The following is a 26,285-nucleotide window of genomic DNA, read 5'->3' as shown; positions in this document are numbered from 1 at the left end:
GATCCATGACGACTACCGCAACTGATGCCCTGCACGATGTGGCCCAGGACTTCCTGGCTGCCTACGAATCCAGCCAACCGATCCAGCCGCCGCGCGAGACCATACCCAACCTCGACGTCACCGGAGCCTACCGGATCCAGCAACTCCAGGAGCAGGCATTCATCGACCGCGGTGAGCAGGTCGTCGGCCGCAAGATCGGTCTGACCTCGTTGGCTATGCAGCGCCAGCTCGGTGTCGACAGCCCCGACTTCGGATTCTTCACCGATGCCATGATGTACCGGGATACCGATCCCATCCCCACCGCACTGTTCATCGCCCCGAAGGTCGAACCCGAACTCGCGTTCCGCCTCGGCCGTGATCTGCCCGCAGATCCCACGCTAGACGACGTCGCCGCAGCCGTCGATGCTGTCTATCTCGCGGTGGAGATCATCGACTCCCGTGTCGAAGACTGGAACATCGCCCTGGTGGACACCATCGCCGACAACGCCTCCTGCGGTGCGGTGATCCTCTCGGAACCCGTGGGCATCCCCCTTGATCAGCTCGCACAGGTCACCGCAGTGATGACCGTCAACGGGACCGAAACCGGCCGAGGTACTGGCTCAGAGGTCATGGGCCACCCCCTGGAACCCTTGAAGTGGCTGGCCGGCGTGCTGGCCGCCCAGTCCGTTCCACTCAAGGCTGGTGACATCATCCTCACCGGTAGCTTCTGCGGTGCCGCCCCCGTCACGCCGGGTGCGGACGTTGAGGTCGACTACGGCACATTCGGCAAGCTCAACATCACCTTCTTCTGACCCCCTTTTTCCCTTTTCTTCTATGCGATCTAAGGAACAGACATGTCCCAGAAATTGAAGGCGGCGATCGTTGGTCCGGGTAATATCGGCACCGATCTGCTGATCAAACTGCTCAACAACTCCCACCACATCGAACCGATCTACATGGTCGGTGTCGACCCCGCCTCGGACGGGCTGAAACGCGCCGCCGCGTTGGGACTGACCGTCTCCGCCGAAGGCGTGGACTGGCTGGTCGCCCAGGACCCGAAACCAGACCTGGTGTTCGAGGCGACCTCCGCCGCAGCGCATGCCTCCAACGCCCCGAAGTACCGGGCCGCCGGGATCCGCGCGATTGACCTGACCCCGGCAGCGGTGGGCCCTTACCTGTGCCCCGCGGTCAACCTCGATGCCCTCCAGGCGGTCGACAACGTCAACATGATCACCTGTGGTGGGCAGGCGACCACCCCGATCGTGCATGCCGTGTCCTCGGTCGTCGATGTGGAATACGCCGAGGTGATCTCCTCGATCTCCTCGAAATCCGCCGGCCCCGGTACCCGCGCCAACATCGACGAGTTCATCGACACCACCCAACATGCCCTGGTCGAGTTGGGAGGGGCGAAAAAAGGCAAGGTCGTGCTGGTCCTCAACCCGGTGGAACCCCCGATGCTGATGCGCAACACCGTCTACTGTGCCCTGCCCGCCGCCGCCGGGGAACCCGGTGCCCTCCAGGACCGGATCACCGCCGCCATCGAGGAACGCGTGGCAGAGGTCCAGGCCTATGTGCCCGGTTACCAGCTCACCGCACAGCCGCAGTTTGATCAGGCCCGTGAGGACTGGAACGGGTGGGCGAGGGTGACCATCCTGATTCAGGTTCGTGGGGCCGCGGATTACCTGCCGGAGTATGCCGGCAACCTTGACATCATCACCTCCGCGGCGGTGGCCACCGCCGACAAGTACGCCGAGCTCCTCGCACTCAGCGCTTCCTAGCAGCCGTTTTCAGAAGATAAGGGATACGACAATATTATGAGCACCACAATTCGTCTCAATGACTCCACCCTGCGTGATGGTTCCCATGCGGTGCGCCACCAGTACACCACCGACCAGGTCCGTCGGGTGGTCCGCGCCCTCGATGACGCCCACGTCGAGATGATCGAGGTCACCCACGGTGACGGGCTGGGGGGATCGACGTTTAACTACGGGTTCTCCCGCACCGATGAACTCGACCTGATCGAAGCAGCCGTCGATGAGGCCCGCCACGCCAAGATCGCCGCGCTGTTGCTGCCCGGGGTGGGGACGATCGCGGATCTCAAGGAAGCCGCCCTGCGGGGGGTGTCGGTGGTGCGGATCGCGACGCATTGTTCGGAGGCGGATGTTGCCATCCAGCATTTTCAGGCCGCCCGGGAGATGGGGTTGGAGACCGGTGGGTTTTTGATGCTCTCGCATCGCCTGGCCCCGGCCGAGTTGGCGGCCCAGGCCAGGATCATGGTGGATGCGGGGTGTGAGTGTGTGTTCGTGGTCGATTCCGCGGGGCATCTGATCATGGAGCAGGCCGCGGATCGGGTCCGTGCGGTCCTGGATGAGGTTGGTGGGGATGCGGAGGTCGGGTTCCATGGGCATCAGAATTTGAGCTTCGGGGTGGCTAATTCCCTGCTCGCGGTGCGGGAGGGTGCCACCCAGGTTGACGGGACCTTGTATGGGTTGGGTGCGGGTGCGGGTAATGCGCCGTTGGAGGTGTTGGCGACGGTGTTTGATCGGTTGGGGATGGATATCGGTGGGGTGGATGTCACCGGGTTGCAAAACGCTGCGGAGGAGGTGTTGCGTCCGATGGTGGAGCGGTTGCCGATGATGGATCGGGGGTCGATCGTGCAGGGACAGATGGGGGTGTACAACTCTTTCCTGTTCCATGCGGAACGGGCCTCGCAGCGGTATGGGGTACCCGCGCAGGATATCCTGCGCGAGATCGGGCGTCGGGGGTATGTCGGTGGGCAGGAAGACATGCTCATCGACGTCGCCGTCGAACTACAGAATAAGAGCCTCAGCCTCGCAGTGAGCTGAGGAACTCCCTAAGTCTGGGGGCGCAGCTCCAGCAGGCGCCCACCGGCACCATCCTCAAGCACCCAGATGGCCCCGTCGGGGGCTTCCGCCAGGGCGCGGACACGTGCCCCGGCATCCCATTCCGCGTCGATGGCAGCCTCGGGGGCGTCGATACGCAGATGCACCAGGTTCTGCCCGGAGAGCCCACCGACCAGAGCGGTGCCCTGCCAGTCAGGGAAGAGATCACCCTGGTAGATCAGCAGACTACCCGGGGAAATCGAGGGTGCCCAGTACTCGGAGGGCGCCTGGAAACCGTCCTCCTCTGAATGGTCCGGAATAGCGGAACCATCATAGTGAACTCCCATGGAGGCCTCCGGCCAGCCGTAATTACTTCCCTCAACCAGCAGATTCAACTCATCGCCCCCTCGGGGACCCATCTCTGAAACCCAGAGATTTCCCTCCCCATCCGCGGCGATACCCAAGGGGTTACGGTGGCCGATGGTCCACAACTCCGAATCCCAGGGATTGCCCGGCGCCGGCTCCCCATCCAGCGTCAGGCGGAGCGTGGCACCCAGGTTATTGTCCAGCTCCTGAGCGGGGCTCATCTTCTGGCGGTCCCCTGAGGTCAGATGGAGGAAGCCATCATAGACGAGCAGGCGTAGCGCGAAGTGACCCTCCCCGGAGGTCGGGGCCTGTTCCCAGATCACCTCCAGATCGTTGAGGGTGGCGTTTTCGGTGTCCAGGGTGCCGCGCCCCACCACGCCCTGAGCGCCTTCGGGGTGTTCCCTCGCCCAGCTGAGATAGACGGTGCCATCCTCCTCGAAGGTGGGGCCAGGGATGACATCATGCAGGCCACCCTGTCCCTCGTAGTACACCTCGGGAGTGCCGCTGACCTGGCGGACCCGGCCACTTTCCTGGCCACGCAGCTGCAGGGCACCACCGCGTTCACTGATCAGCAAGTAAGGGGTGCCCGGCAGGAAACTCATCGCCCAACCCTCATCGAAACTGCCATGCTCACTGAGGTTGAAATCATCGGCTAAAGCGGAACCCGAGGTTGAGGATCCTGGCGAAGAACCTTCCAGGGATGAACCCGGTGAGGAAGATGAGCTGGAGTCAAAGGGGGTGGCCTGGGCACAGGTGCTCACTCCCAAAGACATGGTCATGACTGTCGCAATGGCGAAGATCCGGCGCATATAGGTGAGTCTAACAGCGAAAAAGGACACCGTGTCCGGGATCACATTTGGTACAGGTGGCTGGGATTGGGTTCCGCTGTCAAGACGCGCCGAAACGCCTCCATAAGTTGGTTTTTCTCTCAGGTTGGGACAGTGCTGGAGGGATAAAATTTGAGACAACCTCTGGTCGGAGGGCTGTCACCCTGGTAGCTCAAGGAGGCCACCATGGAACTTCCCCTCAACCTCGTCTCCCAGATCGCGGCTCTCTTAGGGGCCATCACCCTGCTGCTGGTGGCACCGGTGGAGATGTTCTTTTATGAAAGACCTGCCGCCAGAAAGTTTCTTCGAGTTGAAAGCAAGAACCTGGAGGACGTGCAGATGTGGGCCTTTTTGATCGGATTCCGGAACCTGATCGCTGCTGGCGGTGTTCTCACCGGGCTGCTGTTGATCTGGAGTGGACATGGCCTGAGTGGTTCCATCATCGTGCTCACCGCCTCCTGCTACATGTTGCTCTCCGGGTTGGCGATGGGCCTTTCGGATCTTCTGGGTTTCTGGAAACCCCGGGGCGGTAGCATCCGGGGAATGATCGGCTCCAGCCTCCCACCCCTGATGGTGATCATCGCAGCCTTCTTCTGAGGTGTTTTTCGGATAACACACTATTTGAGCCATACTCCCCCCATAATTTCAGGGCTTTCCCGGCGTAATGATCAGGCAGTTGCTAGAGTCACCTCTCGGTCCTCTGGGACAAATCTAATACGCCATTTAACTCTGAAATGAACCCACCTTGAAAAAGCTTCTCCCCACTTTCACCCTGGCACTGGCAGGCGCCCTGAGCTGCACTCTTCTGGCACCGGTCGCCAATGCCCAGTCCTCCTCCGCCTTCGGATCTTCAGGTTCATCCCTGTCTTCGGGATCCTCGAGTTCCTCCCGGAAACCAAAGGAACCTGCCACCCCCTGGACGGAGGACATCTCTGAGGGGTTGATGGTTAACCTGATCGGTGACATCCTGGGCCCCGGCATTTCCGATCATGTCGGTTTCATGAGCGGTGACCTGGGCACCATGGCCTGGTTGGAGGAGGGGCAGGAATTCGCCATCATCTTCGGTGACTCCTTCCGCGGGGAACGCTTCGGCCAAGGTGAGTGGATCAGCCCGGTCGGTGTGGTCGCGGAGCTGGATGAAAACGGACGGATCAACATCAAGCGGCCCCTCAATGAGGGCGAGCAGGCTGAGCAGCTGGTCAACTACCGCCACAATGACCGCGGTCTGACGTTGCTGCCCTCCGACATCATCAATATTGACGGCACCCTCTACATGCAGGCCATGTGGAATGAGGGCGTGGGCAATGTGCTGCGCACCCAGATCTGGTCATCCAAGGATCAGGGTGAGTCCTGGCAGTCGGTGAGCATCACCCCGGCCAACTACCTGGGAGGCAAGGCCAACCTGATCACCTGGGACATGGGCCCGGACGGTTATGTCTACATGGCGTCCTCATCCTTCAAGCGTGCCGATGATGTCTACCTGACCCGTTTCCTCCCCGAGGACATCGGCAAGCGCAATGCCTGGCAGCACTACAATCTCAATGCCGATGGCAGCGGCACCTGGGGCCGGACCGCCACCCCGATCCTGGACAAGAAGGTCAAGGCCGGGGAGATGTCCCTGCGCTATATCCAGGGACACTGGGTGCTGGCCATGTTCAATGCCGAAACCATGGCGATCGAGGTGCGGATCTCGGAGACCATCGACCGGGACTGGGATGAGATCGAACCCGCCAATGTCATCGTCTCCGGTTATGGCGGCTGGCGGGTCGAGCAGAGCCCCACCAACTTCACCCAGCTCTATGGGGCCTACATCACTCCGACCTCAACCCTGGACAATCTGGATCTGGTGGTTTCCCAGTGGAACACCAGCAATAACAGCCGTTATATGTCCACCCAGTTCAATGTGAAGGGTCTGGACACCTTCTTCGGTATCGAGCTCGACGCCCCGAAGGCACGCACCTTCTCGCTGCAGCAGGAGAAGGAGACCGGTGATCAGAGTGTCATCGAGGTGGAGAAGCAGGAGGTCGACAACGCCACCCGGGAGGAACTGGCTGTCGAGCAGCTCATGGAGGAGTCCACCGAGCTGCTCATCCTCCCACTGGACTAGGCGCTTATCGACGCCGCGTTCAGGCCCACTTGGCCAGCTGTTCCGCCGATACCGCGGACAGCCACTTCTGCCACAGGGGGCCGAAGGTGATGCGGCGGACATCAAGCTGCTTGAGGTCCTCCAACCCGCCCGCCCCATGTCCCTCCACGGGGTGGGCGGTGACGTTCAGCGGCACCGAGACCGCCGCCACCAGGGTCTTTACCTCATCTGCGCTGCTCAGACCCACCGGATAGACGGCCCGGGCCCCCGCCTGCTCCATCAGCTTCACTCTTTCCACGGCTTCGGCGAGCGGGTCAGCAAATACCTCCTTGCCGAGCTTGACGGCATCGGTGCGGCCATTGATCACGAACTCCACCCCGGCCTGATCGGCGGCCTGGCGGGCAGCGGCGATATAGTCCGCATGCTCCTGGCGTTCACGCACCCGCTTGCCTTCGGAGTGCACCACATCCTCGATATTGGCTCCGACAGCACCGGCTTCGATCAGACGGTGGATCAGTTCCGCAGGTTCCAGCCCATAACCGGATTCCACATCAGCACTGACGGGGAGGTCAACCGCATCCACGATCCTCCGGATCTGCTGCAGGTAGTCGCCAAGATCCATGTTTTCGCCATCGGAACTTCCGATGGCATCGGCAACCGGATGGCTACCAATGGTCAGCCCCTTAAAACCTGCGTCAGCGGCGACCCCTGCGCTCCAGGTGTCCCAGACGGTGGGCAGTACCAGCATTTCACCGGAGGCGTGGGCCTGGGCGAATTGGCGGGCGAGTTCAGTTACATCGGACATGTGGATCCTCTCCTGAAATCTAGTGTGACCCCCACCATAGTGCCTAAATCAGCGGCCAGGGATAGTGGCGGCGTGACCTGGGATGGGGCAGAAAAGGCAGGCGCAGGATACGGGAGGCACGTTGCTTCAGGGCGTCGACCTCCTCCGCCGAGAGCAGTGCGGCGATCTGCCCCGGCACTTCCTCCGCCAGGGGCGCCACCGCGGTCAGCAGATTCTCCGGGATTTCCTCGCCAGCGAAATCCCAGATCACGGTGCGCAGTTTGGGGGCCGCATGGAAGCAGAGCCCGTGGTCGATGCCCCAGATGTGGCCCGCGGCGTCGATAAGCACATGGCCGGATTTTCGATCCGTGTTATTGCTGAGCAGGTCGAATACCGCCAGACGGAAGAGCTGATCATGCAGATCAGGGCGGGTCTCCAGGAGAGGGAAATAATGATCGCCCTCATTGTCGATGTACCACTGCAGGGAACCCGGACCGAAGAGAGCATTTTCCCGGGTGATGGTCGGCGGGACAATATGCCAGCCGAGGCTCTCGCTGAGCAGAAAAGCTGCTTCCTCCCGGGTATGCAGACCCGGCGCGAAATCATGCAGGGGCTGCTCCCCCATCAGTGGTTTATAGATCGCCCAGCCATAGTTCTCCCCCAGGGCGGCTGCGAGCACGAGGGCGAGGTTGCTGGATTCCGGGAGCTGGGCGATGATCTCCAGCTCCCCGTGCCGGAGTACTTCAAGTTCAGTGGTGAAGGGCGGATTCATCATTGCCTTCGCAGGGCACCGGCGTTGGAGTTGCGCAGCAGGATCTCGGTGCGGCCGTCACGGTGAAACTCTGCGAGGGAGATGCTGGCGGGGTCAATCTGGATTTTCTGGAAGGCATCGAGTTCAGTGCCCGAAAGCTCCGCCACCGCGCACTTGATGGGGTCGGCATGGCTGAAGCAGGCCACCACCTCCCCGGGGTGTCGGGCAGCGATGCGCCGTAGTGCGCTCACCATGCGTTTCTGCATCTCCACGAAGCTTTCGCCACCGGGGAAACGGAAGGTGGAGGGAGTTTCCTGCACGCTCTTCCACTCCGGCAGCGCGCTCAGTTCCTTAAGTTGCGCCCCGGTCCACTCCCCGAAATCACATTCCACCAGGCCCGAATCGATGAGCGGGTCCAGGTTGAAGAGCAGAGCCGCGGGCGCGGCGGTCTCCCGGGTGCGTTCCATGGGTGAGCTGTAGAGCGCCTTGAGCTCCAGGCCCCGGAGTCGTTGGGCCACCAGTTGTGCCTGCTCCTCCCCCTTTTCGCTCAGGTGTAGGCCGGGTGCGCGGCCGGGCAGCACCTGGCCGGTGGTGGGGGTGACACCATGGCGCACCAGGAGGATCATGGTGGAGTCCGGGGCGGGGCTGAAGTTGAAAGTGTCCATCGTCCCGGAGCCTACCCATGTGCCGCCGGGTGTGTCACGGATTACAGGGGGTGGTCGACGGCAGGGGGATTGCCCTATAGCCTGGGGCTTGTGAGCCAACCTCCCATGATGTCCACGATCGGTGAGCTGAGGGCCGCCGGTCATGTCCACCGTCCCCTGCGTGAGGAAATTCGCGGGAATCTGCTGGCCAAGCTGGCCTCCGGCGAAGATCCCTGGCCCGGCCTGCACGGCCTGGAACACACCGTGATCCCCCAGGTTGAGAGGGCGCTGATCGCCGGCCACGATATCGTGCTGCTCGGTGAACGTGGCCAGGGCAAGACCCGCCTGCTGCGTTCCCTGACCGGGCTGCTCGATGAGTGGACCCCCGCCGTTGCAGGCTCTGATCTGCGGGAACATCCCTTTGAACCCATCACCGAGGCCACCCGCCGCCGCATCGCTGAAGAGGGCGAGGGGCTGCCCATCACCTGGTTGAGCCGGGAGGAACGTTATTCGGAGAAGCTGGCCACCCCGGACACCTCGGTGGCGGACCTCATCGGTGACATTGACCCGATGAAGGTGGCGGAGGGTCGGCATCTGGGCGACCCCGAGACCATCCACTATGGTCTGATCCCGCGTTCCAACCGCGGCATCGTGGCCATCAATGAGCTGCCTGACCTGGCTGAGCGCATCCAGGTCTCCATGCTCAATGTGATGGAGGAAAGGGATGTGCAGATCCGTGGTTATGTGCTACGCCTGCCACTGGATGTGCTGGTCGTGGCCTCCGCCAACCCGGAGGACTACACCAACCGTGGGCGGATCATCACCCCGCTCAAGGATCGTTTTGGCGCGGAGATCCGCACCCACTACCCACTCGCCCTGGAAGATGAGATCGCGGTGATCCGGCAGGAGACCAACCTGGTTGCCGAGGTTCCGGAGGTGCTGGTGGAGATCCTGGCCCGCTACACCCGGGCGCTGCGTGAATCCCCGGCGGTGAACCAGCGGGCCGGTGTCTCCGCCCGTTTCGCCATTGCGGGTGCCGAAACTGTGGCAGCCGCCGCCCGACATCGTGCCACCATCCGCGGTGAGGAGGATGCGGTGGCCCGGTTGGTGGACCTGGAGGCCGCCGTGGATGTACTCGGCGGCAAGGTCGAGTTCGAGTCCGGTGAGGAGGGACGGGAATGGGAGGTGCTGGCCTACCTGCTGCGTACCGCCACCGCAGAAGCTGTGCGTGCCCGGCTACGCGGAGTGGACCTCACCCCACTGATCGGAGCCCTGGACGGATCCACCACCGTCTCCACCGGTGAGCAGGTCACCGCCACCGAATTCCTCGCCGGACTGCCGGAGCTCGGGGAATCCGACCTCTATGAGGAAATCGCCGCCAAGTTCGGTGCCACTGATGTGGGCAGCCGAGCCAGTGCCATCGAGCTCGCCCTGGAGGCCCTTTACCTGGCCCGGAAGATCACCAAGGACTCCGGCCAGGGTGAAACCATCTACGGCTGAGGAGGCCGCCATGTCCAACGCCCACACCGGTGGTCCCCGCCGTTCCCGTTATGGCCGCTACACCGGCGGGCCGGATCCACTCGCTCCCCCGGTCGATGTCTCCACCGCCCTGGATGCCATCGCCGAGGATGTCATGGCCGGTTACTCCCCCGAGCATGCCCTCCGCGAATACCTGCGCCGGGCCGGCTTCGATGATCTGGCCAGGAAGGCCATGGAGAGGCGGCGCGAACTACTGCAGCGTCATAACCTCGGCGGCACCCTCAAGGAAGTGAAAAAGCTTCTCGACGAGGCGGTACTCGCCGAACGCGGCCAGCTCGCCCGGGACATCACCATGGAGGACACCGACCGCGACTTCCGGGAGCTGCAGCTGAACAACCTGCCCACCTCCACTGCCGCAGCCGTCCGCGAATTATCCAACTATGACTGGCAGGCCACCGATGCCCGGGAAAAGTTCTCCCAGATCAAGGACCTGCTCGGCCGTGAGGTGCTTGATCAGCGCTTCGCCGGAATGAAACAGGCCCTGGAAGGGGCCACCGATGAGGACCGTGCAGCGATCAAGGAGATGCTGCAGGACCTGAATACCCTGCTGGCCAAGCACCGCAGTGGTGCGGACACCACTGCTGATTTTGCCGAGTTCATGGCCAGACACGGCCAGCATTTCCCGGAGAATCCCCAGAATGTGGATGAGCTGATCGATGCGATGGCCAAGCGCTCCGCCGCCGCCCAACGCATGCTGAACTCCATGAGTGAGGAGCAGCGCCAGGAACTGATGGAGCTCTCCGCCCAGGCTTTCGGCTCCCCGGAACTCATGGCGGAACTGGCCCAGCTCGACGGCAATCTGCAGTCCCTGCGCCCAGATCTGGGCTGGTCCGGTGCCGAGGATTTCTCCGGCGATCAGGGCCTGGGCCTGGGTGATGGCACCGGTGCGGTGCAGGATCTGGCGGAACTTGATTCCTTGAGTGATCAACTCAGCCAGGCCCACACCGATATCGACCTTGATGCCCTGACCCGCCAGCTCGGTGAGGAGGCGGGAGTCAACGCCAGAACTCTGGCTGAGATCGAACGTGCCATGAAGGAGGGCGGCTTGCTGCGAAATCGTGCGGATGGTTCGCTGCGGTTGTCCCCGCAGGCCATGCGACGTCTGGGGAAAACCCTGCTTCAGGACGCCGCCCAACAGTTGAGTTCCCGCACCGGGGCCCGGGATGCCCGACTTGCCGGGGCTTCCGGGGAACCCACCGGCTCTTCAAGAGCCTGGGAATTCGGGGACACCCAACCCTGGGATGTCACCACCACGGTGAAGAACGCCATCCAACGCACCGCCGCCTCGGGTCGTGTTTCCGATGAGGGAGTGCGGATTGAGGTGCGGGATGTTGAGGTCGTGGAAACCGAGACCCGCACCCAGTCAGCGGTGGTGCTGCTGGTGGACACCTCCTACTCCATGGCTGCCGAAGGCCGGTGGGTACCCATGAAGAAGACTGCCCTGGCACTGCACCACCTGATCTCCACCAGATTCCGGGGTGATCAACTGGCGCTGATCAGCTTCGGGCGGATGGCGGTGAACCTCGATATTGAGGAGCTCACCGCGATGCCACCGGTGCGGGAACAGGGCACCAACCTCCACCACGGCCTGCTGCTGGCGGAGAGATTCTTCGCTAAACACCCCACCATGGAGCCGACCCTGTTGATCGTGACTGATGGTGAGCCCACCGCCCACCTGGAATCCCAGGGTGATGCCTGGTTCAACTGGCCCACCGACCCGGAAACCCTGAACAAGACCGTGACCCAACTTGACCGGGTCACGCGGCGCGGGGCCCGCACCACCTTCTTCCGGCTGGGTGATGATCCCGGACTGGAGAGATTCCTGGGGCAACTCGCCGACCGGGTCGACGGGCGGGTCACCTCCCCGGATCTGGAGGACCTCGGGGCCGCGGTGGTGGGTGAATACCTGCGTTTCCGGGAATCCGGTTATGAGGAGATGGACTGGAGTTAGTCTGCTGCGGACAGTGGCCTGCCCCTGGTGTGGTGGAGCGTTTTCCTGGCAGAATCCTGGTCGAAATCTGCCAGGCGCCATCAGGATTAGTACTGCCCCAGTCAACGCACCGCCAGTGCCAACCACACCCCGGGGCATGTTCAGTGATCGAATCCGGTGCACAACGTAGGTTTTATTCCTATAGTGATACTCATGCGCGCGACCTATCATGAACAATTCGACGATTTCTCCCATGACCTGATCATCATGGGAGATGTGGTCCGCGACATCATGACCGCAGCCTGCGATGCACTGTTGCGGGGATCATTGGACTCCGCCGAAAATGCCCTGACGATAGCTGGAGATCTTCCCGCTATCCGCGCCAGGTCTACCCAACGGGCCGTGGATCTCCTTGCCCTGGGAAGCCCGATGGGCAGGGATCTGCGCCAGGTGGTCTCCTCGATCTACATCGTCGAACACCTCGACCGCATGGCGGCACTGGCCACCCACATCGCGGAATCTGCCCGCCGACGGTATCCGGAGCTGGTCATTCCGGCCGCCCTGAGCGGTTATTTCGAGGAGCTCACCCGCTTGACCCTGGACATGGTGGATAAGGCCCATGACCTTCTGGTCGCCCCGGATGCTGATGCTGCTCTTGCACTGGCGCGTGAGGATGATGCTGTCGATGACCTTGATCGTCATCTGCTGACCATGCTGACCCAACATGATTGGCCGCATACCTCCCGTGAGGCCGTGGACACTGCTCTGCTGGTCCGGTTCTATGAACGTTTCGCCGACCAGTGTGTCAGTGTCGGCACCCGGATTGTGTACCTGACCACGGGACTGCCCCCGGAGGACTACCTGGCGAAAAAGGAGCAGGACGCAGAAGACGCGGATGTTCAGGCCCGTTTCGAGGCATTGGAACGTCAGTTCCGCCGTAACTGACCCCCCTGGTAGATACCCCTCCTCCGAGCAGATGAGGTACCGGATAATCACATGCTCTCACTGTGCAAAGGAGCCTGGAGGGTGCCCGGTATGAGCTGGGCATGCGGGTTCCCGGGGGATTGGGGTGAGCGGATCCTGCAGGTCTACCAGGCAAGGAGTCGATCCGACGGGGTGGGGCGAGTCATTGCTTTCACCGCAATATGGGGACGGGCCCACCGCCGTTGCCCCCTCTCCAAGAATGAGAGACACCCCTATTCGGAGGGGATATTGTGGGAGATACCACCTTTTCCAGGTGGTTTAGTTCACATTTAAACCAACAGGTAATATGATCGGATTTTCCAATAACAATATCCCTGTTCCCGGCTTCCTGCGGAGGAAAACTTTAAAATGTCCACGTCGCTCTATCTCGACCCCCAGCGCGCGGCTCCCGTGTGGCAGGAACCGGCCAGAACAGGTGGCCCGGAGGGCTCCCCGGAATCGGAGGAGTGGATCGCCCAGGCCCGGTGCCGTCAAAATGATCCTGATGCGCTGTTCGTCCAGGGTGCGGAACAACGCAGGGCCGCCACATTGTGCCAGCCCTGCCCGGTACGCACCCAGTGCCTGGTGACCTCGCTGGATAACCGAGAGGAATTCGGGGTCTGGGGTGGGTTGACCGAACGTCAACGCCGTGCCCTGTTGCGAAAAAACCCCCACATCGATGACTGGGCAGACTACCTGGCCACCGGCGGGAAACTGATCGACATCTGACCCCCTGCCCCATGAACCCTGGTGGTCCTGCGTTTCCCGTGAACGTCGCACTCAAATTTCCTCATCTTGAAGAGTCCCTCCCCGGGGAAACTCTCACCGCACACCGTGGTGCAGGGACTTTGGAAACTGCCATCACCTGGAAAGAAACCAGATTGTGTACGACACCGAGACCGACCCCTTTGACTCACACATCGGCCAGGAGCTGCTGCGGCGCCTTCGAGCCCTCGCTCAAGAACACTTCCCCGACACCTGGGAGGAACCCTCCTATATCACCCAAACAGCTGGCGTGATGCTCGCTAATGGGTGGTTGACCCTCGATCACGGCCGCACCGATCATCCTGCCCTGCTGGGATATATCCTCACTCAGAACGGCATCACCCGAGGATGAGCTCCAGCTGGGGAGTACGGGTGTGTGGAGGAAAGCGTCCCGTCTGTGACCGTGGTGATTCCGGTGCGTTTGATCACCACGACACCTCACCTCCTGCTGGGGCCACGATCTGTCAGCACGCTCAGGCGCGGGATCTGTTGTCCATCCGCTGAGTGGGGGCAGCTGAGCTGGCTGATTCAGCGGCGCGGCGCAGTCCGCCAAGACAGGTGAGGATCACCCGGATGGACTCGGAGCGCTTCTCAGAGCCATCCCCCTCACCGAGGGTGGCGACCCGGGCCTCCACCAGGTCACATAACATCAGAAACCGCTCGTATTCCGCACCTTGGGTGGTGCTGGCGTGGGCCTGCTCGACCAGCCCCTGATATCCCGTGCTGGTGAGCATCTCCTCCAGCTCGCCCAGCAGGTGCGTCATATTCTGAATATTCATCCCCATCACTGTAGGTGATACCTTCCGCTATCACTTAATGCATCTCCCATCCATGACACCGCGGGATGCTCAGGTCCTTCTTCATGCTGCGGCCCTGCGCCACAACAGCCATAAAGATGGTGCACGCACCCCGCCGCAACCAATGTCGCAGAAGGCGCGTCAAGGCATCTGGCTCCACCCACAAAAGGTACTGCCAGCAAGATTTTCCCATGGGAATATCTGGGGATGTTCAGCGATGACACGAGAATATTCCATGAACATTCCGACGCGTTTCCACAACAGTTCTGGATTTATACTCCGACCCCATTGATGTGGAAGCACCCTGAACCTAGGCTCTCCCCCAGCACCTCAGCCCGGATGGCGGGAATCACACTCTTAAACCCTGAAAGAGAAGAGAGAAGAGATTGAAGAGGGAATTATGCCCCTGCGGAAAGCCGAATACTGGGAACTGATCCACGCTGAACGCAAACGACTGGAACTACTGCTCACTGATCTGAGCGAAGATGAGTGGAAAGCGGAGTCGCTGTGCCAGGACTGGAGTGTCGAGGAGGTCACCGCCCATCTCACCGCCGCCGCGAACACCGGCACCCGGGCATGGCTGGGCAGCATGATCGGGGCGCGATTCAACACCGACAAACACAATGAGCGCCTGCTCAAGCAATATCTTGGGCCTTCCCCTGACGACACGCTGGAGAACTTCCGCAACTCCATCACCAACACCACCGCGCCGACCAGAGATTATGGTGCCTGGCTCGGGGAGGTCATCGTCCACGGGCAGGATATCTCCCAGGCTCTCGGTACCGAACTGATCCCCGACCCGGTCTCGGCCCATGAGGTGGCGGACTACTTCACCCGGAAGAACTTCACGGTCAACAGTCGCAGCCTGGTCAAAGGGTTGCGGCTGGTGAGCACTGACACACAATTCCGGAGTGGCAGTGGCCCCCAGGTGAAGGGACAACTGCTGGAGCTGGTGATGGTGATGGCCGGGCGACCGGCTTATTGTGCACTGCTCGAAGGCGAGGGAGTCGCCGAGCTACGACGCCGGCTGGCGTGAAGCCCGGCAACCATATTCCCGCCGCGGGCAACGGCAAATTCTTATCGATACCCCCAGCGAACGCCCCCACCGCTTAAAGCTTGGAGCATCAAGGTGGTCACCGGCTGGGAGTGCACGATCGCAGTATTGCGGCCGGGAACTGTTGGCTGCCACCACATCTTCCTTCCGCCGCCAGGTAGAAGTCCAGGGCCTGACCACCAGCTTTGAGAATTACTGACCCTGGACTGGGGTAGGTATCGTGGGTACGATCGCTTTATGGCAGCTCACGCTAGTCAGGCCAAGCACGCGTCCTTGTGGCGGGAGGCTGTCCTGCTGCGGGAGTACCCGCAACTCGATGGTGACCGAGCCGTTGATGTCGTGGTGGTCGGTGGTGGGATCACCGGGTTGACCACCGCCTTATTGCTCGCCCGTCAGGGCCGGTCCGTATGCCTGCTCGAGCACAATCGGATCGGCACCGGAACCACGGGCCACACCACCGGCAAGGTGACCAGCCAGCACCATCTCACCTATGCCCGGATCAGTAAGACCCATGGCAGTGATGGTGCCCGAACCTACGCTATGGCCATGGAAGCGGCCAAGGAGCAGGTCGCCGGTTTTGTCGAGGAAGGGATCGACTGCGATTTTCGGCGTCGAGCAGCCTATATTTACGCCACGAGTGCCGCGGAACGAAAGCTACTCGACGCCGAGACCCGAGCCGCTCGTCAGGCGGGTTTGCCCGCCGTGTTCGACGAGGACGTGCCGCTGCCCTTTCCCACCCTCGGAGGGATGCGTTTTGATAACCAGGCTGAGTTCCACGCGGGACGCTATCTAGCTGGCCTCACCCGCCTGGCAACGGAGGCTGGGGTGGAGATCTTCGAGCACACCCGGGGCACAGACGTCGACGAGGATGACCATGGGTGCGTCGTTCACACCCCGCACGGACGCATACAGGCCAAACATGTCGTGGTGGCCACCTTGATGCCCTTCCTCGATCGCGGTGGATTATTCGCGCGAGCATTCGCCTCCCGCTCTTATGTGCTTACTGCGCGGGTGGACAGTGGTCTTCCCGGGGCTAGTCTGATGTCTGCTGGTTCACCCATGCACTCGATCCGGTCCGTGCCATATGACGGTGGTGAGCTGTTGATGGTAGTGGGGCAGGGCCACCATGCCGGATCGTCCAAGGCCCAACCCGCACGCTATGACCAGCTGGGAGAATTTATCCAGCAGCACTGGAACGTGACATCCTTCGAGCATCGATGGTCAGCCCAGGATTACAGTTCCGACGATGGTGTCCCCTACATCGGACGGGTTAACCTCCGATCGAAGCGGGTCTATGTGGCCACAGGTTTCAAAAAGTGGGGGTTAACCGCTGGCACACTGGCGGGGATGTTGATCACCGATGCAATTAGGGGGCGAGACAACCCCTGGGCCAGCTTATTTTCCACCACCCGAGTCAAACCACTGGCGGAGGCGCCGAAATTCCTGGCAGAGAACGGGCGCGTCGCAGCGCGGATGCTCGGCGACCGAGTGCTCAGTCTGCGGCAACCAGAAATCAGCGATCTCTTGCCCGGTGAGGGTGGGATCGTTAACTCCTGCGGGCAGAAGGTCGCCGGCTACCGGGACGATGATGGCACGCTGTACGCGGTGTCGAGCCGCTGCACCCATCTGGGCTGTCAGGTCGCGTGGAACGCGGCCGAACGTAGCTGGGATTGTCCCTGTCATGCCTCCCGCTTCACCGTTGATGGGGAAATCCTGAACGGACCGGCAACTCGCCCCCTGCCGCCACGTCCCACCCCTTAACCACCGCTCTGAGATAAGAGCTGGTTCCGCACCAATATTCCAAGGTGTTGCTGCAAAGTTGGGTGTCATCTCAAAAGGGAGACTCCCCGTTACTTTGATGGTGTCTGATTTTTCAGCCCAACTTCGGAGAAACAGTTCATGAACCAGGGGTTTGAGGAGCTTCAGCGCCGGGCATTAAATTTGACGCCCACCACATCTTCTCCCGGCTTCTGCCATTCTTCATCAGCGAATACTTCAGCCTTTTCTGTTGACGCGCTCTCATGCTCTCTACCCAGCGGAGCGGACTGCGGGTCGCGGAGAAGCGGGAGATAGGCGACGGCGAAACCAAGGCACAGGGCCCCTAATCCGCCCGCCACCATGTCACTGATCGTGTCATCGTAGGTGACGTAGATGTCAGTGGTGAGGTAGTTGAAACCGACCCATTCGATGCCCTCCCAGAGAACACCCAGCGCCAACCCGAAGGTCGTGGTGAGGATGATGCCGGCGGCAGGAATGGCCTGGGTGTTTAAGGGGTCGGGGACCATGCCGAAACGGGCGAGGAAGAGATAGCTCACCACTGCCAGTCCCCCGGCGGAGCAGAAGTGCACGGCCAGATCCCACCAGCTGATCGTGCCGTAGAGATCGAAGACATTGCTCCAGGCTGCGATCAGCAGACTGAGCGATATGAAGATATCCGGCCAGGGCATCATCCCCAGGAATCGCGCCAGCATGAGGCCGGGGAGGGTGAAGGCGACGATGCCAGCCTCGGTGAGTTCGAAGAATATCAGGGCGAGCAGGAAGCTGATCACCCCGAATCCCCGGAGGATATCCGCCAATATCTCACTCGCCCCTTTCGGCGGACGGAGAAAATTATCGATCATGTGCGTGCACCATTCTCGGGAGGGAGTATCAGAGCATGGACAGGCAGGTGATCTGATGCCCAGCCGCCATGATACTGACGGGAATTAATGGCGGTGCTCTGCACCTTGAAGGCCGGGGACGCCAGGATCCCGTCAATTCGGCGGCCCCCGCGGCGGGGAGCGCGATAATTGGGGAAGGTCCCCCACTCTTCGCTGGCATGAGACTGCGCCACCTGCCAGGTGTCCGCCAAGAGGCCTGTCGAATACAAACCACGTAGTGAGGCACTGTGCAGGCTGTCATTGAAATCACCGCTGAGCACTGACGGAACCCCATGTGTGCTGATGATCTGGTGAATGGCCAGGGCGGAATGCGCCCGTGAGCGTCGGGAAAGATGGTCCAGATGGGTGTTGAGCATCAGAAAGCGGCTTGAAGTGGCACGCTCCCGGAAGCTGGCCCACACGAGAATGCGGGGGAATACACTTCCCCAGGAGACGGAACCCGGAGTGTCCGGTTGTTTCGAAAGAGCCTGCTGAGCCCAGTCAAGAAGCTCCAGACGCCGGGTGTCATAGAAGATGGGGCAGGCCTCATCCCCACCATTTCTGTCTCTCCCCTTCCCCACGGAGCGGTAATTCTCCCCCAGGCTTTCACGTATATATCGGAGTTGATCCGGAAGGACCTCCTGCGCACCCAGCAGCGTCGGTTTCTCCTCCTGCAGTAGCATCCGGAGTCGGGGTGCACGCCGATTCCAACGATCAGCCGGACGGGACAAGAGATGCGGCATGCGGCGGCGGATATTCCAGCTCATCACGTGGATGGCGGGTTCGGACACTGGGCCGATGAGCATCTTCCGGGCATCTGCGGGGAGATTATTACTGTCGATCTCCGAGACCTCCTCCTGCGGGGACTCGCGTTGAAAACGAGGGTACCTCCTGGAGGAAAAATCACTCTGATGTCCCGCCACAGCAGCAGGTGTGGCCCAGGACACAGTATGTCCGTAGCATTGAGGTCATGAAGATCCTCGAGTTCGGAGCGGCGGTCCCTGACCCGCTCGCGCCCTACCTGGAAGTCGACCGTTCCCGCCCGCAACATGAATGCTGGGTGGTCGGGCACATGGTTGCGGGGCTTGATGGCACAGCCGCAATCGATGGTCGGGTGGGGTCGCTGTCAACCAGGCCTGACCAGGAGCTTTTCCGCCGGATGCGTCAGATCGCAGATATCGTGATGGTGGGTGCGGAAACGGTGCGCCGCGAAGGTTATGGGCTGGTGAAACTCTCGACCGAGGCGCAGGAGAAGCGGGTCAGTCTCGGTCAGCCACCCACTCCCCCGGTTGCCGTGGTCAGCCGGAGCCTGGACCTGGATTGGACAGGGAGTCTTTTCGCGGAGGCTCCCGAACATGCCCCGACGCACATCATCACCTGCGCGGCAGCGGACCCGGCACGGTTGGCAGAAGCGAAGAAATTCGCCACGGTCATCATCGCCGGCGAGGAAAGCGTCGAACCGGAGGCGGCGCTTAGCGCCCTGGCGGCTCGCGGTCACCGGGTGGTTCTCTGTGAGGGTGGGCCAAGGTGGTTGGGTGAGCTGGTTGCCGCGGATCGTCTCGATGAACTCTGTCTTTCCGTGGCACCGCTCATGGGTGGTGATCTGCTACCGGTGTCCGTCACCCCTGAAGGTGCGGGGATCGCGCGATTCGGGTTGAAGGGGATCATGGCGGAGGATTCCACCCTCTTCCTCCGCTATGAGGTGGAGGGTTAGTCATGAGCGGCGGTTCCCTGAAGAAGCTGATGACTGCTGTTGATCCCGCCATGATCGTGGTGACCACCATCGCTGAAGGTGAACGGGCCGGCTGTCTGCTCGGGTTCCACTCCCAGTCAGGCATCTCACCGCAGCACTACTGCTTCTGGTTGTCCAAGGCCAACCACACCTACCGGGTGAGTCTGCGTGCCAGATATTTCGCGCTCCACTTCCTCACCTCGCAGGATCTTGCCCTGGCCGAACACTTTGGCACGCAGTCCGGGGAAGACACCGATAAATTCTCCGGTGTCGATCTGGATCCTGGCGAGAAGGGCCTGCCGTTGCTGCGGGCCTGTCCCCACCGCCTGGTGCTTGAGCGTCTCACCCTGCTTGATGATGGAAGCGACCACGTCTGTCTGAGCACCAGGGTGCTTTCCGCGCATGGCAGCGGGATCTTTGAACCCCTGCGATTTTCCGAGACCGTCCATCTGGATCCCGGCCATGCCAGCGAGGAAAGGGCGATCCAGCCATGATATTGCTGCAAAAATACCGCTCTACCGGCGCAGACCTCCCTTTCGGCGATCCCCTCCGGGCACACCCTGGTGTGGCGATGGAAGGTTATTTCTGGCGGATCACTGACCCCGACACCGGGCGGGTCATCATTGCACTCTGCGGCGCCAATCAAGGTCCCCGTCGGTCCTGGGCGACGATCGGGCTCGCCAGTTGGCCCAATGGTTTCCTCCGCACCGAGGCCATGGCAGGAGCCTGGACCGATCCGAAGGGCCTCGGGGTGGAAGGCGGACTTGGCGATTCACCGGGAGTCCCGGCTGCTTTCGAAGGCAATGAGCGCCGTCTCCGCGTCAACCTGGGGGCTGATGCCAAACTCGACCTCGAGTTCCATGATCTGAACCCCTGGCCGCACCGCGCGCTGGGCGGATCCAGTGTGTTCCAGATGGTGCCGGGTCTCAACCAGTACTGGCATCCCTGGTTACTGGGTGGAAAGGCCTCGGGCACCGCAACGGTGGGTGAAGAGACCTGGGATTTCGAGAATGCGCAGGTGTACGGGGAGAAGAACTGGGGACGCGAAGGTTTCCCTGAGTCCTGGTGGTGGGGGCAGGCACAGGGTTTCGCGGAACCCGGGGCCTGCGTCGCTTTTGCCGGCGGTGTGGTGACCAGCGGCCGGATGCGGGTGGAGGTCACCGGGCTCGTCGTCAAGCTTCCCGACGGCCGCGTCCTCCGCCTCGGCAACCCGGTGATCAGCCCGGTGCGAACCTGCACCAGCGATGAGAAGTGGCAGCTGTCGGGGCGCGGCTATGGCTGGCAGGTGGAGATCATCGGCACCGCCCCACTCGATGAGGCATTCGTGCTACCTGTCCCCCTGCCTGGTGAACACCGCAATATCCCGGGCGACCTCGAACATCTCGCCGGCGAGCTGGAGGTGAGCGTGCGTCGTTTTGGCCGACATGTGTGGACTGGACGGACTTCGCTGGCCGCTCTGGAGCATGGCAGTCTAACCAGGGCCGAGAGCGAGCTGCGCCGTCGTGGTCTTGATCCGACACTTCCCTCGGCACCCCCGGTGGGGTTTTGAGTCATGACACCGAGATAGGCCCCCACATCAGGGTCTGTACCTGCCTGGTTTCTGCCAGCTAATCTGAGCACATGCGAACCATTGTGGCCTACACCTCAGGAACTGGTTTCACCAAGACCTATGCCGAGTGGATCGCCGAAGAACTCGGTGCCGAACTCATCAGGACCGAGGAGCTCACACCGGAGCAGATCACAGCTGCTGACGTGATCATCCATGGTGGTGGAATTCGTGCCTCCCGGATTGGAGGCCTTCGAAAGTTCCTGCGCAACTGGCCGGAGCTGGAAAGCAAGCATATTGTCCTGTGGCACACCGGTGCGAACCCCGGCCATCCCGAAACGGTGGAGAAGGTGTGGAAACAGAACCTCACCCCGGAGCAACTGGAGGCCACGACCCGTTTCTATCTTCGGGGTGGTTTTGACTTCAGCAGGCTGCGGGGCACGGACAAACTCATCATGGGTGTCATGCGGGTTGTCCTCAAACGCAGGAAGCATCCGAGCGAAAGTGACAAGGGCATGCTCGCGATGTTCGACGAACCCAGGACTGAGCTTGACCGCACCAATATCACGCCCCTGGTCGAGCACGTCAGAAGTCTGCAGTCCTGAGCACTGTCAAGCTTGACGCTACATAAGGGATCCGTCTCCTTCCGGGACAGGGATGCGGCTCAGGGATCAATAACCTCCCGGGGAACTCCCTCGGGCCATTCCCCGTACCTGGCGTGATAGCGCCTCGAATACTCCCGCACAGCCGTCGGGAGGGTAGCAAAAATATTCTCGGCGCTCACACGTTCAATGAATCCGGTGGGTTCGAGACGCCGGTACAGGTCCTGTTTGACGCGTGCCATGGCAAAACTGACACCCCGCTGTTCCAGGCGGGTGCGCAGTTCCTCCAGCGCATCCACCGCTGTCAGGTCAATCTCGGTGTTCGCCTCCGCGTTGAGGAGGAACCACTTCACCGGCCGCTCCGCATCATCAACCGCCTGAATGGCACGTTCCAGGAAATTCTCCGCATTCGCGAAGAAAAGCGGTGAATCATAGCGGAACACAACCAACCCACGGACGGAGTCCGCCTCCGGGTAATCCTCCAGACTGTGCATGCCAGGCACTCCTGGCGCATAACCGAGGACATCCGCGTGCGGCCGGGTGATGCGGCGGATCAGATCCAGGATCGACAGCACCACGGCAAGACCGATGCCTGCCAGCACACCGAAGATGAGGACGGCAGCGGCAGTAGCTGCCGTGATGGCCAGCTCGCTTCCCCGGAAACGGCCGATGCGGCGGATCTCCGCGATGTCGATAAGCCTGGTGGCGGCGAAGATGACCAGCGCACCCAGCGCCGCATCCGGGAAGGACTCCAGTACAGGGCCGGCGAAGAGAAGCACCATGACCACCGCGAGGATGGTGACGAGGGAGTGCACCTGTGTCCTGGCCCCGGCCGCATCACCAAGCACGGTTCGTGATCCACTGGAGGATACGGGGAAACCCTGGAGGAAACCGTTGGCAAGGTTTGCCGTGCCCAGGGCAAGCAGTTCCTGGTTCGAATCGATGACCTCTCCCCTACCGGACGCGAATGCCCGACCGGTGAGGATATTGTCTGAAAAACCAACGATGGCGATGCCCAGTGCGTAGGGCAACAGCTCCCAGACCTCAAGATCACCCAGATCAGGAACCCGGGGTTCGGGTAGTCCCTGCGGTACCTCCCCGATGACCTCCAGCCCATAACGCTCCAACCCGAAGACTGCGACCACCGCCCCCGCAAGCAGCAGCACCAGCAAAGATGAGGGCGTCTTGGGAACCAGCCAACGAGCAAGATACAGCAGTGCCAGAACAACCAGACCCAACAGCACCGTCGGCAGGTGAGACTGGTTCAGCTGACTGAGGAAGGAAAGCACCTCCCCCCAGGTGTTCTCCCCCTCGATGTCAAGCTTGGTGACCTTGCCCAACTGACTGACGATCATGAGCAGAGCGATGCCGATGAGGTAACCGATCAGGACCGGGCGGGACAACAGGGAGGTGAGAAATCCCAGCCGCGCAAGGAACCCCACTATGCAGACGATGCCAACCGCGATCCCCATGATGGCGGCGACTTCGGCATACCGTTCGGGACCACCCGCGACCCCCACCAGTGCACCGACACCTGCGGCCGTCATCAGCGCCGTCGTCGACTCCGGGCCGATCGAAAGCTTCCGCGAGGTGCCCAGGACGAAGTAGATGAGCATGGGAGCGAGAGTCGCCCAGAGACCAACCACAGCGGGCAAACCAGCAATGACCGCGTAGGCCATCACTTGAGGGACCAGATAGGCGGCGACAGTGACACCTGCGAGGACATCCCCACGCAGCCAGGAGCGCTCATAATGCCGGAGCGCTGCAATCCCGGGGAGAAAACGCTCCCACCACAGCCTGTCGCTGACCATATATAGAAATTACCCCGGCCAATCGGACCGGACCAGCAGTTCCGAAGGTTCAGGGAATGGTAGCCCCCCCCCCGTTGGAGTGCTCAAGGTTTTTGATGAGGCCATGGGAAAGGCCTGAGGGGACACAAGACCAGGGCGAATGCGGCAACGGTGGGACACCATCACCACCAGAAAGATACCCCGGGAGGGCGAGCCGTGGTGGTGATGGGCACGGTGCCCGCTTTCCCATCATCCCTTCTCCAATAACGCGGCTGGGGGGATCCCGACGAATATACCTAATCCGGCGATCACCACAAAGAGCGAGAACTTAATCTATTTTTAGGATACCGTCAGCATTAACACTTCCTAAGAATATCTGCATTTAAGGAGTCCTCCATGGAGCGTTCGGATCATTTTCAGGATATGGAACCGCCCACACCCGCTTGGGTGGTCGACGTCCCCCTCCTCGATAAATTCCTCAAACGTTTTCAGGCTGCCCTGGAAACTCACTGGTCAAATTCGATCCTGAGCTACTCTTTCAAGACCAACTCCCTGCCCTGGCTGGTGTCTTTCATGCGCGATCACGGAGCCTGGGCCGAGGTCGTGTCGGACACAGAGTACGAGCTGGCCCTCGCCCTGGGATACACCCCGGACCGCATCGTCTACAACGGTCCCATTAAGAGCCGTGAGCGCCTGCGCTCCGCACTTCAGGAGGGGTCAATCATCAACCTCGACTCCAAGCGCGAGGTCACCTGGACTGCAGAACTCGCCCGCGAGATGCCCGAGACCAACTTCCCGGTTGGCCTGCGCGTCAACTGGGATCTCGAATCCCGTTGCCCCGGGGAAAGCGTCACGGGAGAGGACGAAGACGGCCGTTTCGGATTCAACGTCGACAACGGTGAGCTCGACCAGGCGATCTCCGAGCTGAGAACCGCGGGCGTCCGGATCGCGGGATTACACATGCACCGCAACTCCCTCACCCAGAGCCTGGGGGTCTACCGGGCCGCGGCATCAGTGGCCGCGGAGATCATCACCTCCCGCAACCTCGATCTGGACTGGGTCGACATCGGCGGCGGTTTCTTCGCAAGCGAAGACGGCAGCCCAACCTTCGACGACTACGTGTCTGTCATCCGGGAAACATTGGATCCGGTGGTGGATGTGGATCGGACCCGTCTGATCGTTGAGCCGGGCGGCTCCCTGGTGGCTGTCCCGATTGAGTTTCATGCCGGTGTCCTCGACGTCAAGGAGGCAGGCTCGAGCACGTTCGTGTTGACCGATGCCAGCCGGACCGACATTGACCCGCTTTTCCGTCGCAAACGCCCCTTTGAGGTGCGTCTCGACACGGATTCCACCACCTCCCATCCGGAGCAGATCATCGGTGGATTCACCTGCATGGAAGATGATCGTCTGACCAAATTGCAGGACGCTCCCACACTGAAGACAGGTGACCGAGTCATCTTCCACAAGGTCGGGGGGTACACGATGTGCTATCAGTCGATGTTCATCGAGTACCTGCCGGCAGTCTACGCCCGGACCGAGGATTCCCTGACGCTGGTCCGTCGCAAGTGGGGTGTAAGTGATTTCCTGCGGGGGAATCTCTGGGTCGAGAACGGTGAACTCATCGATGACACCACCAGTACGGCCCTGGCAGAGCACGAACTGCAGTCCGTTGAACCCTCCGATCTCATTCAGTATTCCAACCTGACATCGGAATACTCCGGCTCAGCCCACGCCATTCGCTGACGGGCATAACCCCGCGGGGGATATTCCAACCCCTTAGAGGATTCCCTGCCAGATCAGCCCGCCTGATGTCCGGGGTGTCACCTTGGGGTGCTGCGGTGCTGACGGGGTCATTGTCATCGACGGGAGTGGCAACCCACCGTTCACGGCAGAGGGTCGGCGGGTTCGTCCTTCGGCCCAGGACCTGCCTCATCAGCCAAACTCGCCTTGGCCAGGACAGTGAGCCCCTGGGTCCTCGGCCTCCAGAACACCGCCCGGACCGCGGTGAGTTCCTTGAGGTGCGGAGATGTCACCTCATCCAGAGCCCGGATGTAGTCCGGGACGATTTCACGTGGTAGCCGCAGTCCCATCGTCAGGTGGGGAGTCCAGCGGGGGCCACGCCCAGCGGGGTTGAGGGCACTGATGTGGCGAGCAGCGATTTCCATTTCATCAGAGGTTTCGAGTAACCAGGCGACAGTCTGTTTGCGTTTCGTACCGAACACGACGGTGCCTACCCTCTGAAAACTGGCAGGAATCACCGGAGGGAGCAGTTCGGTGGCACGTTTCACGACGTCGCCAGCCATACTCGGCGAAAACGTGATGGTGATGTGCGGCGTCTGCTGCTGCGCAGGAAATCCCTGCTGCTCGAGGAGCGCAAATATCTCGCGCACCTGCTGCTCTTCATCTTTCTCAAGATGGAGCAGAATATTATCGGGTGAGGTCATCTGCTGTGGCTCCTCGCTCTGAGCCCGGCGCGATCCCTACTGGTATAACTCGACACCTCAATAACGCTAGACGCTAATGTTGAAGTCCACCATATCCGGCAGGTTAGTGATCTTCCCGACAACTCACTGTTCCGGTGCGGCATCGAGTTGAGGGGCCGCTGCCAGAAAAGGATCAGCCCACTGTCAGGGCTCGAGGTGACCAGC

Annotated in this window: 26 protein-coding genes; 17 read left to right on the top strand and 9 right to left on the bottom strand. The window is 61.5% G+C overall.

Annotation, left to right across the window (positions count from 1 at the left end; genetic code table 11):
- Positions 1-5: 5 nt before the first annotated feature.
- Genes COCCU_RS04885 through dmpG form a run of 3 tightly spaced genes read left to right on the top strand, consistent with a single transcriptional unit; the run spans position 6 to position 2,825 of the window.
- Positions 6-791 carry a 2-keto-4-pentenoate hydratase gene (locus COCCU_RS04885; RefSeq protein ID WP_156230485.1) on the top strand — a complete coding sequence of 262 codons (786 nt, stop codon included), beginning with the start codon at positions 6-8 and terminating at the stop codon, positions 789-791.
- Between the two features lie 42 nt (positions 792-833).
- Positions 834-1,757, top strand: coding sequence for an acetaldehyde dehydrogenase (acetylating) (locus COCCU_RS04880; RefSeq protein WP_156230403.1), 924 nt, complete (start codon positions 834-836; stop codon positions 1,755-1,757).
- Between the two features lie 36 nt (positions 1,758-1,793).
- Positions 1,794-2,825: a 4-hydroxy-2-oxovalerate aldolase gene (gene dmpG, locus COCCU_RS04875; RefSeq protein WP_156230484.1), complete on the top strand. Its 1,032-nt coding sequence runs from the start codon at positions 1,794-1,796 to the stop codon at positions 2,823-2,825.
- 8 nt (positions 2,826-2,833) lie between these two features.
- On the opposite strand, the gene COCCU_RS04870 is transcribed toward dmpG, so the two are convergent.
- Positions 2,834-3,997, bottom strand: coding sequence for a PQQ-dependent sugar dehydrogenase (locus COCCU_RS04870; RefSeq protein ID WP_156230483.1), 1,164 nt, complete (start codon positions 3,995-3,997; stop codon positions 2,834-2,836).
- Positions 3,998-4,201: 204 nt separating this feature from the next.
- Here COCCU_RS04870 and COCCU_RS04865 point away from each other — a divergent pair, with 204 nt between their 5' ends.
- Together COCCU_RS04865 and COCCU_RS04860 are read left to right on the top strand one after the other, a co-directional pair.
- Positions 4,202-4,612, top strand: a complete 411-nt coding sequence (locus COCCU_RS04865) for a DUF1304 family protein (RefSeq protein ID WP_156230482.1) — start codon at positions 4,202-4,204, stop codon at positions 4,610-4,612.
- Positions 4,613-4,967: 355 nt separating this feature from the next.
- Positions 4,968-6,122, top strand: a complete 1,155-nt coding sequence (locus COCCU_RS04860) for a DUF4185 domain-containing protein (protein ID WP_197088479.1) — start codon at positions 4,968-4,970, stop codon at positions 6,120-6,122.
- 19 nt (positions 6,123-6,141) lie between these two features.
- Here the strand turns inward: COCCU_RS04860 and COCCU_RS04855 are convergent, their stop codons facing one another.
- Genes COCCU_RS04855 through COCCU_RS04845 form a run of 3 tightly spaced genes read right to left on the bottom strand, consistent with a single transcriptional unit; the run spans position 6,142 to position 8,301 of the window.
- On the bottom strand, positions 6,142-6,906 hold the full coding sequence (locus COCCU_RS04855; RefSeq protein ID WP_156230480.1) for an isocitrate lyase/PEP mutase family protein: 765 nt from the start codon (positions 6,904-6,906) through the stop codon (positions 6,142-6,144).
- Between the two features lie 43 nt (positions 6,907-6,949).
- The gene (locus COCCU_RS04850) at positions 6,950-7,660 is read right to left on the bottom strand and encodes an SCO1664 family protein (RefSeq protein ID WP_156230479.1); all 711 of its coding nucleotides are present in this window, start codon (positions 7,658-7,660) and stop codon (positions 6,950-6,952) included.
- Complete coding sequence (locus tag COCCU_RS04845; RefSeq protein ID WP_156230478.1) at positions 7,657-8,301, bottom strand: histidine phosphatase family protein; 645 nt, start codon at positions 8,299-8,301, stop codon at positions 7,657-7,659. Before COCCU_RS04845 ends, COCCU_RS04850 begins: the two co-directional genes overlap by 4 nt.
- A 108-nt stretch (positions 8,302-8,409) precedes the next feature.
- Between COCCU_RS04845 and COCCU_RS04840 the strand changes: the two genes are divergently transcribed.
- The 5 genes from COCCU_RS04840 (at position 8,410) to COCCU_RS04820 (ending at position 13,829) form a co-directional block, all read left to right on the top strand.
- Positions 8,410-9,780: a sigma 54-interacting transcriptional regulator gene (locus COCCU_RS04840; protein ID WP_231598919.1), complete on the top strand. Its 1,371-nt coding sequence runs from the start codon at positions 8,410-8,412 to the stop codon at positions 9,778-9,780.
- Between the two features lie 10 nt (positions 9,781-9,790).
- On the top strand, positions 9,791-11,770 hold the full coding sequence (locus COCCU_RS04835; protein WP_156232592.1) for a vWA domain-containing protein: 1,980 nt from the start codon (positions 9,791-9,793) through the stop codon (positions 11,768-11,770).
- A 192-nt stretch (positions 11,771-11,962) separates the two neighbouring features.
- Positions 11,963-12,694 (top strand): phosphate signaling complex PhoU family protein, encoded by a 732-nt coding sequence (locus COCCU_RS04830; RefSeq protein WP_156230477.1) that lies wholly within the window; start codon positions 11,963-11,965, stop codon positions 12,692-12,694.
- Positions 12,695-13,081: 387 nt separating this feature from the next.
- Positions 13,082-13,441, top strand: coding sequence for a WhiB family transcriptional regulator (locus tag COCCU_RS04825; RefSeq protein ID WP_156230476.1), 360 nt, complete (start codon positions 13,082-13,084; stop codon positions 13,439-13,441).
- A 154-nt stretch (positions 13,442-13,595) separates the two neighbouring features.
- Positions 13,596-13,829 carry a hypothetical protein gene (locus COCCU_RS04820; protein ID WP_156230475.1) on the top strand — a complete coding sequence of 78 codons (234 nt, stop codon included), beginning with the start codon at positions 13,596-13,598 and terminating at the stop codon, positions 13,827-13,829.
- A 121-nt stretch (positions 13,830-13,950) separates the two neighbouring features.
- Here COCCU_RS04820 and COCCU_RS04815 read toward each other — a convergent pair whose 3' ends face one another.
- The gene (locus tag COCCU_RS04815) at positions 13,951-14,256 is read right to left on the bottom strand and encodes a hypothetical protein (RefSeq protein WP_156230474.1); all 306 of its coding nucleotides are present in this window, start codon (positions 14,254-14,256) and stop codon (positions 13,951-13,953) included.
- Between the two features lie 418 nt (positions 14,257-14,674).
- Between COCCU_RS04815 and COCCU_RS04810 the strand changes: the two genes are divergently transcribed.
- Together COCCU_RS04810 and COCCU_RS04805 are read left to right on the top strand one after the other, a co-directional pair.
- Positions 14,675-15,310 (top strand): maleylpyruvate isomerase family mycothiol-dependent enzyme, encoded by a 636-nt coding sequence (locus tag COCCU_RS04810; RefSeq protein ID WP_156230473.1) that lies wholly within the window; start codon positions 14,675-14,677, stop codon positions 15,308-15,310.
- Positions 15,311-15,565: 255 nt separating this feature from the next.
- Positions 15,566-17,089, top strand: coding sequence for an FAD-dependent oxidoreductase (locus COCCU_RS04805; RefSeq protein ID WP_156230472.1), 1,524 nt, complete (start codon positions 15,566-15,568; stop codon positions 17,087-17,089).
- Between the two features lie 161 nt (positions 17,090-17,250).
- Here COCCU_RS04805 and COCCU_RS04800 read toward each other — a convergent pair whose 3' ends face one another.
- Together COCCU_RS04800 and COCCU_RS04795 are read right to left on the bottom strand one after the other, a co-directional pair.
- Complete coding sequence (locus COCCU_RS04800) at positions 17,251-17,949, bottom strand: hypothetical protein (protein ID WP_197088439.1); 699 nt, start codon at positions 17,947-17,949, stop codon at positions 17,251-17,253.
- The gene (locus tag COCCU_RS04795; RefSeq protein ID WP_156230471.1) at positions 17,946-18,773 is read right to left on the bottom strand and encodes an endonuclease/exonuclease/phosphatase family protein; all 828 of its coding nucleotides are present in this window, start codon (positions 18,771-18,773) and stop codon (positions 17,946-17,948) included. The genes COCCU_RS04800 and COCCU_RS04795 overlap by 4 nt, the downstream gene beginning before the upstream one ends.
- 164 nt (positions 18,774-18,937) lie before the next feature.
- On the opposite strand from COCCU_RS04795, the gene COCCU_RS04790 reads away from it, so the two are divergent.
- From COCCU_RS04790 to COCCU_RS04775, 4 genes are all read left to right on the top strand, one after another.
- On the top strand, positions 18,938-19,681 hold the full coding sequence (locus COCCU_RS04790; RefSeq protein ID WP_231598869.1) for a dihydrofolate reductase family protein: 744 nt from the start codon (positions 18,938-18,940) through the stop codon (positions 19,679-19,681).
- A 2-nt stretch (positions 19,682-19,683) separates the two neighbouring features.
- Entirely contained in the window at positions 19,684-20,193 is a 510-nt protein-coding gene (locus tag COCCU_RS04785) for a flavin reductase family protein (protein ID WP_156230470.1), read from the top strand.
- Positions 20,190-21,248 carry a tocopherol cyclase family protein gene (locus COCCU_RS04780; protein ID WP_156230469.1) on the top strand — a complete coding sequence of 353 codons (1,059 nt, stop codon included), beginning with the start codon at positions 20,190-20,192 and terminating at the stop codon, positions 21,246-21,248. The genes COCCU_RS04785 and COCCU_RS04780 overlap by 4 nt, the downstream gene beginning before the upstream one ends.
- 71 nt (positions 21,249-21,319) lie before the next feature.
- Positions 21,320-21,850: a flavodoxin domain-containing protein gene (locus COCCU_RS04775; RefSeq protein ID WP_156230468.1), complete on the top strand. Its 531-nt coding sequence runs from the start codon at positions 21,320-21,322 to the stop codon at positions 21,848-21,850.
- Positions 21,851-21,909: 59 nt separating this feature from the next.
- Here COCCU_RS04775 and COCCU_RS04770 read toward each other — a convergent pair whose 3' ends face one another.
- Positions 21,910-23,658: a SulP family inorganic anion transporter gene (locus COCCU_RS04770; protein WP_156230467.1), complete on the bottom strand. Its 1,749-nt coding sequence runs from the start codon at positions 23,656-23,658 to the stop codon at positions 21,910-21,912.
- 402 nt (positions 23,659-24,060) lie between these two features.
- Between COCCU_RS04770 and COCCU_RS04765 the strand changes: the two genes are divergently transcribed.
- Positions 24,061-25,380: a type III PLP-dependent enzyme domain-containing protein gene (locus COCCU_RS04765; protein ID WP_197088438.1), complete on the top strand. Its 1,320-nt coding sequence runs from the start codon at positions 24,061-24,063 to the stop codon at positions 25,378-25,380.
- 140 nt (positions 25,381-25,520) lie between these two features.
- On the opposite strand, the gene COCCU_RS04760 is transcribed toward COCCU_RS04765, so the two are convergent.
- Positions 25,521-26,081, bottom strand: coding sequence for a 2'-5' RNA ligase family protein (locus tag COCCU_RS04760; RefSeq protein WP_156230465.1), 561 nt, complete (start codon positions 26,079-26,081; stop codon positions 25,521-25,523).
- Between the last annotated feature and the right edge of the window lie 204 nt (positions 26,082-26,285).

Origin of the sequence: Corynebacterium occultum (genome assembly GCF_009734425.1) — a bacterium.
GTDB lineage: Bacteria > Actinomycetota > Actinomycetes > Mycobacteriales > Mycobacteriaceae > Corynebacterium > Corynebacterium occultum.
The sequence above is the reverse complement of the archived record's forward strand: the minus strand, read 5'-3'. Positions and strand labels throughout refer to the sequence as shown.

Coding starts and splice junctions, on each gene's coding strand:
- COCCU_RS04885 (WP_156230485.1), top strand. CDS start 6: ATGACGACTACCGCAACTGATGCCCTGCACGATGTGGCCCAGGACTTC.
- COCCU_RS04880 (WP_156230403.1), top strand. CDS start 834: ATGTCCCAGAAATTGAAGGCGGCGATCGTTGGTCCGGGTAATATCGGC.
- dmpG (WP_156230484.1), top strand. CDS start 1,794: ATGAGCACCACAATTCGTCTCAATGACTCCACCCTGCGTGATGGTTCC.
- COCCU_RS04870 (WP_156230483.1), bottom strand. CDS start 3,997: ATGCGCCGGATCTTCGCCATTGCGACAGTCATGACCATGTCTTTGGGA.
- COCCU_RS04865 (WP_156230482.1), top strand. CDS start 4,202: ATGGAACTTCCCCTCAACCTCGTCTCCCAGATCGCGGCTCTCTTAGGG.
- COCCU_RS04855 (WP_156230480.1), bottom strand. CDS start 6,906: ATGTCCGATGTAACTGAACTCGCCCGCCAATTCGCCCAGGCCCACGCC.
- COCCU_RS04850 (WP_156230479.1), bottom strand. CDS start 7,660: ATGATGAATCCGCCCTTCACCACTGAACTTGAAGTACTCCGGCACGGG.
- COCCU_RS04845 (WP_156230478.1), bottom strand. CDS start 8,301: ATGGACACTTTCAACTTCAGCCCCGCCCCGGACTCCACCATGATCCTC.
- COCCU_RS04840 (WP_231598919.1), top strand. CDS start 8,410: ATGTCCACGATCGGTGAGCTGAGGGCCGCCGGTCATGTCCACCGTCCC.
- COCCU_RS04835 (WP_156232592.1), top strand. CDS start 9,791: ATGTCCAACGCCCACACCGGTGGTCCCCGCCGTTCCCGTTATGGCCGC.
- COCCU_RS04830 (WP_156230477.1), top strand. CDS start 11,963: ATGCGCGCGACCTATCATGAACAATTCGACGATTTCTCCCATGACCTG.
- COCCU_RS04825 (WP_156230476.1), top strand. CDS start 13,082: ATGTCCACGTCGCTCTATCTCGACCCCCAGCGCGCGGCTCCCGTGTGG.
- COCCU_RS04815 (WP_156230474.1), bottom strand. CDS start 14,256: ATGAATATTCAGAATATGACGCACCTGCTGGGCGAGCTGGAGGAGATG.
- COCCU_RS04810 (WP_156230473.1), top strand. CDS start 14,675: ATGCCCCTGCGGAAAGCCGAATACTGGGAACTGATCCACGCTGAACGC.
- COCCU_RS04805 (WP_156230472.1), top strand. CDS start 15,566: ATGGCAGCTCACGCTAGTCAGGCCAAGCACGCGTCCTTGTGGCGGGAG.
- COCCU_RS04800 (WP_197088439.1), bottom strand. CDS start 17,949: ATGATCGATAATTTTCTCCGTCCGCCGAAAGGGGCGAGTGAGATATTG.
- COCCU_RS04795 (WP_156230471.1), bottom strand. CDS start 18,773: ATGCTCATCGGCCCAGTGTCCGAACCCGCCATCCACGTGATGAGCTGG.
- COCCU_RS04790 (WP_231598869.1), top strand. CDS start 18,938: ATGAAGATCCTCGAGTTCGGAGCGGCGGTCCCTGACCCGCTCGCGCCC.
- COCCU_RS04785 (WP_156230470.1), top strand. CDS start 19,684: ATGAGCGGCGGTTCCCTGAAGAAGCTGATGACTGCTGTTGATCCCGCC.
- COCCU_RS04780 (WP_156230469.1), top strand. CDS start 20,190: ATGATATTGCTGCAAAAATACCGCTCTACCGGCGCAGACCTCCCTTTC.
- COCCU_RS04775 (WP_156230468.1), top strand. CDS start 21,320: ATGCGAACCATTGTGGCCTACACCTCAGGAACTGGTTTCACCAAGACC.
- COCCU_RS04770 (WP_156230467.1), bottom strand. CDS start 23,658: ATGGTCAGCGACAGGCTGTGGTGGGAGCGTTTTCTCCCCGGGATTGCA.
- COCCU_RS04765 (WP_197088438.1), top strand. CDS start 24,061: ATGGAACCGCCCACACCCGCTTGGGTGGTCGACGTCCCCCTCCTCGAT.
- COCCU_RS04760 (WP_156230465.1), bottom strand. CDS start 26,081: ATGACCTCACCCGATAATATTCTGCTCCATCTTGAGAAAGATGAAGAG.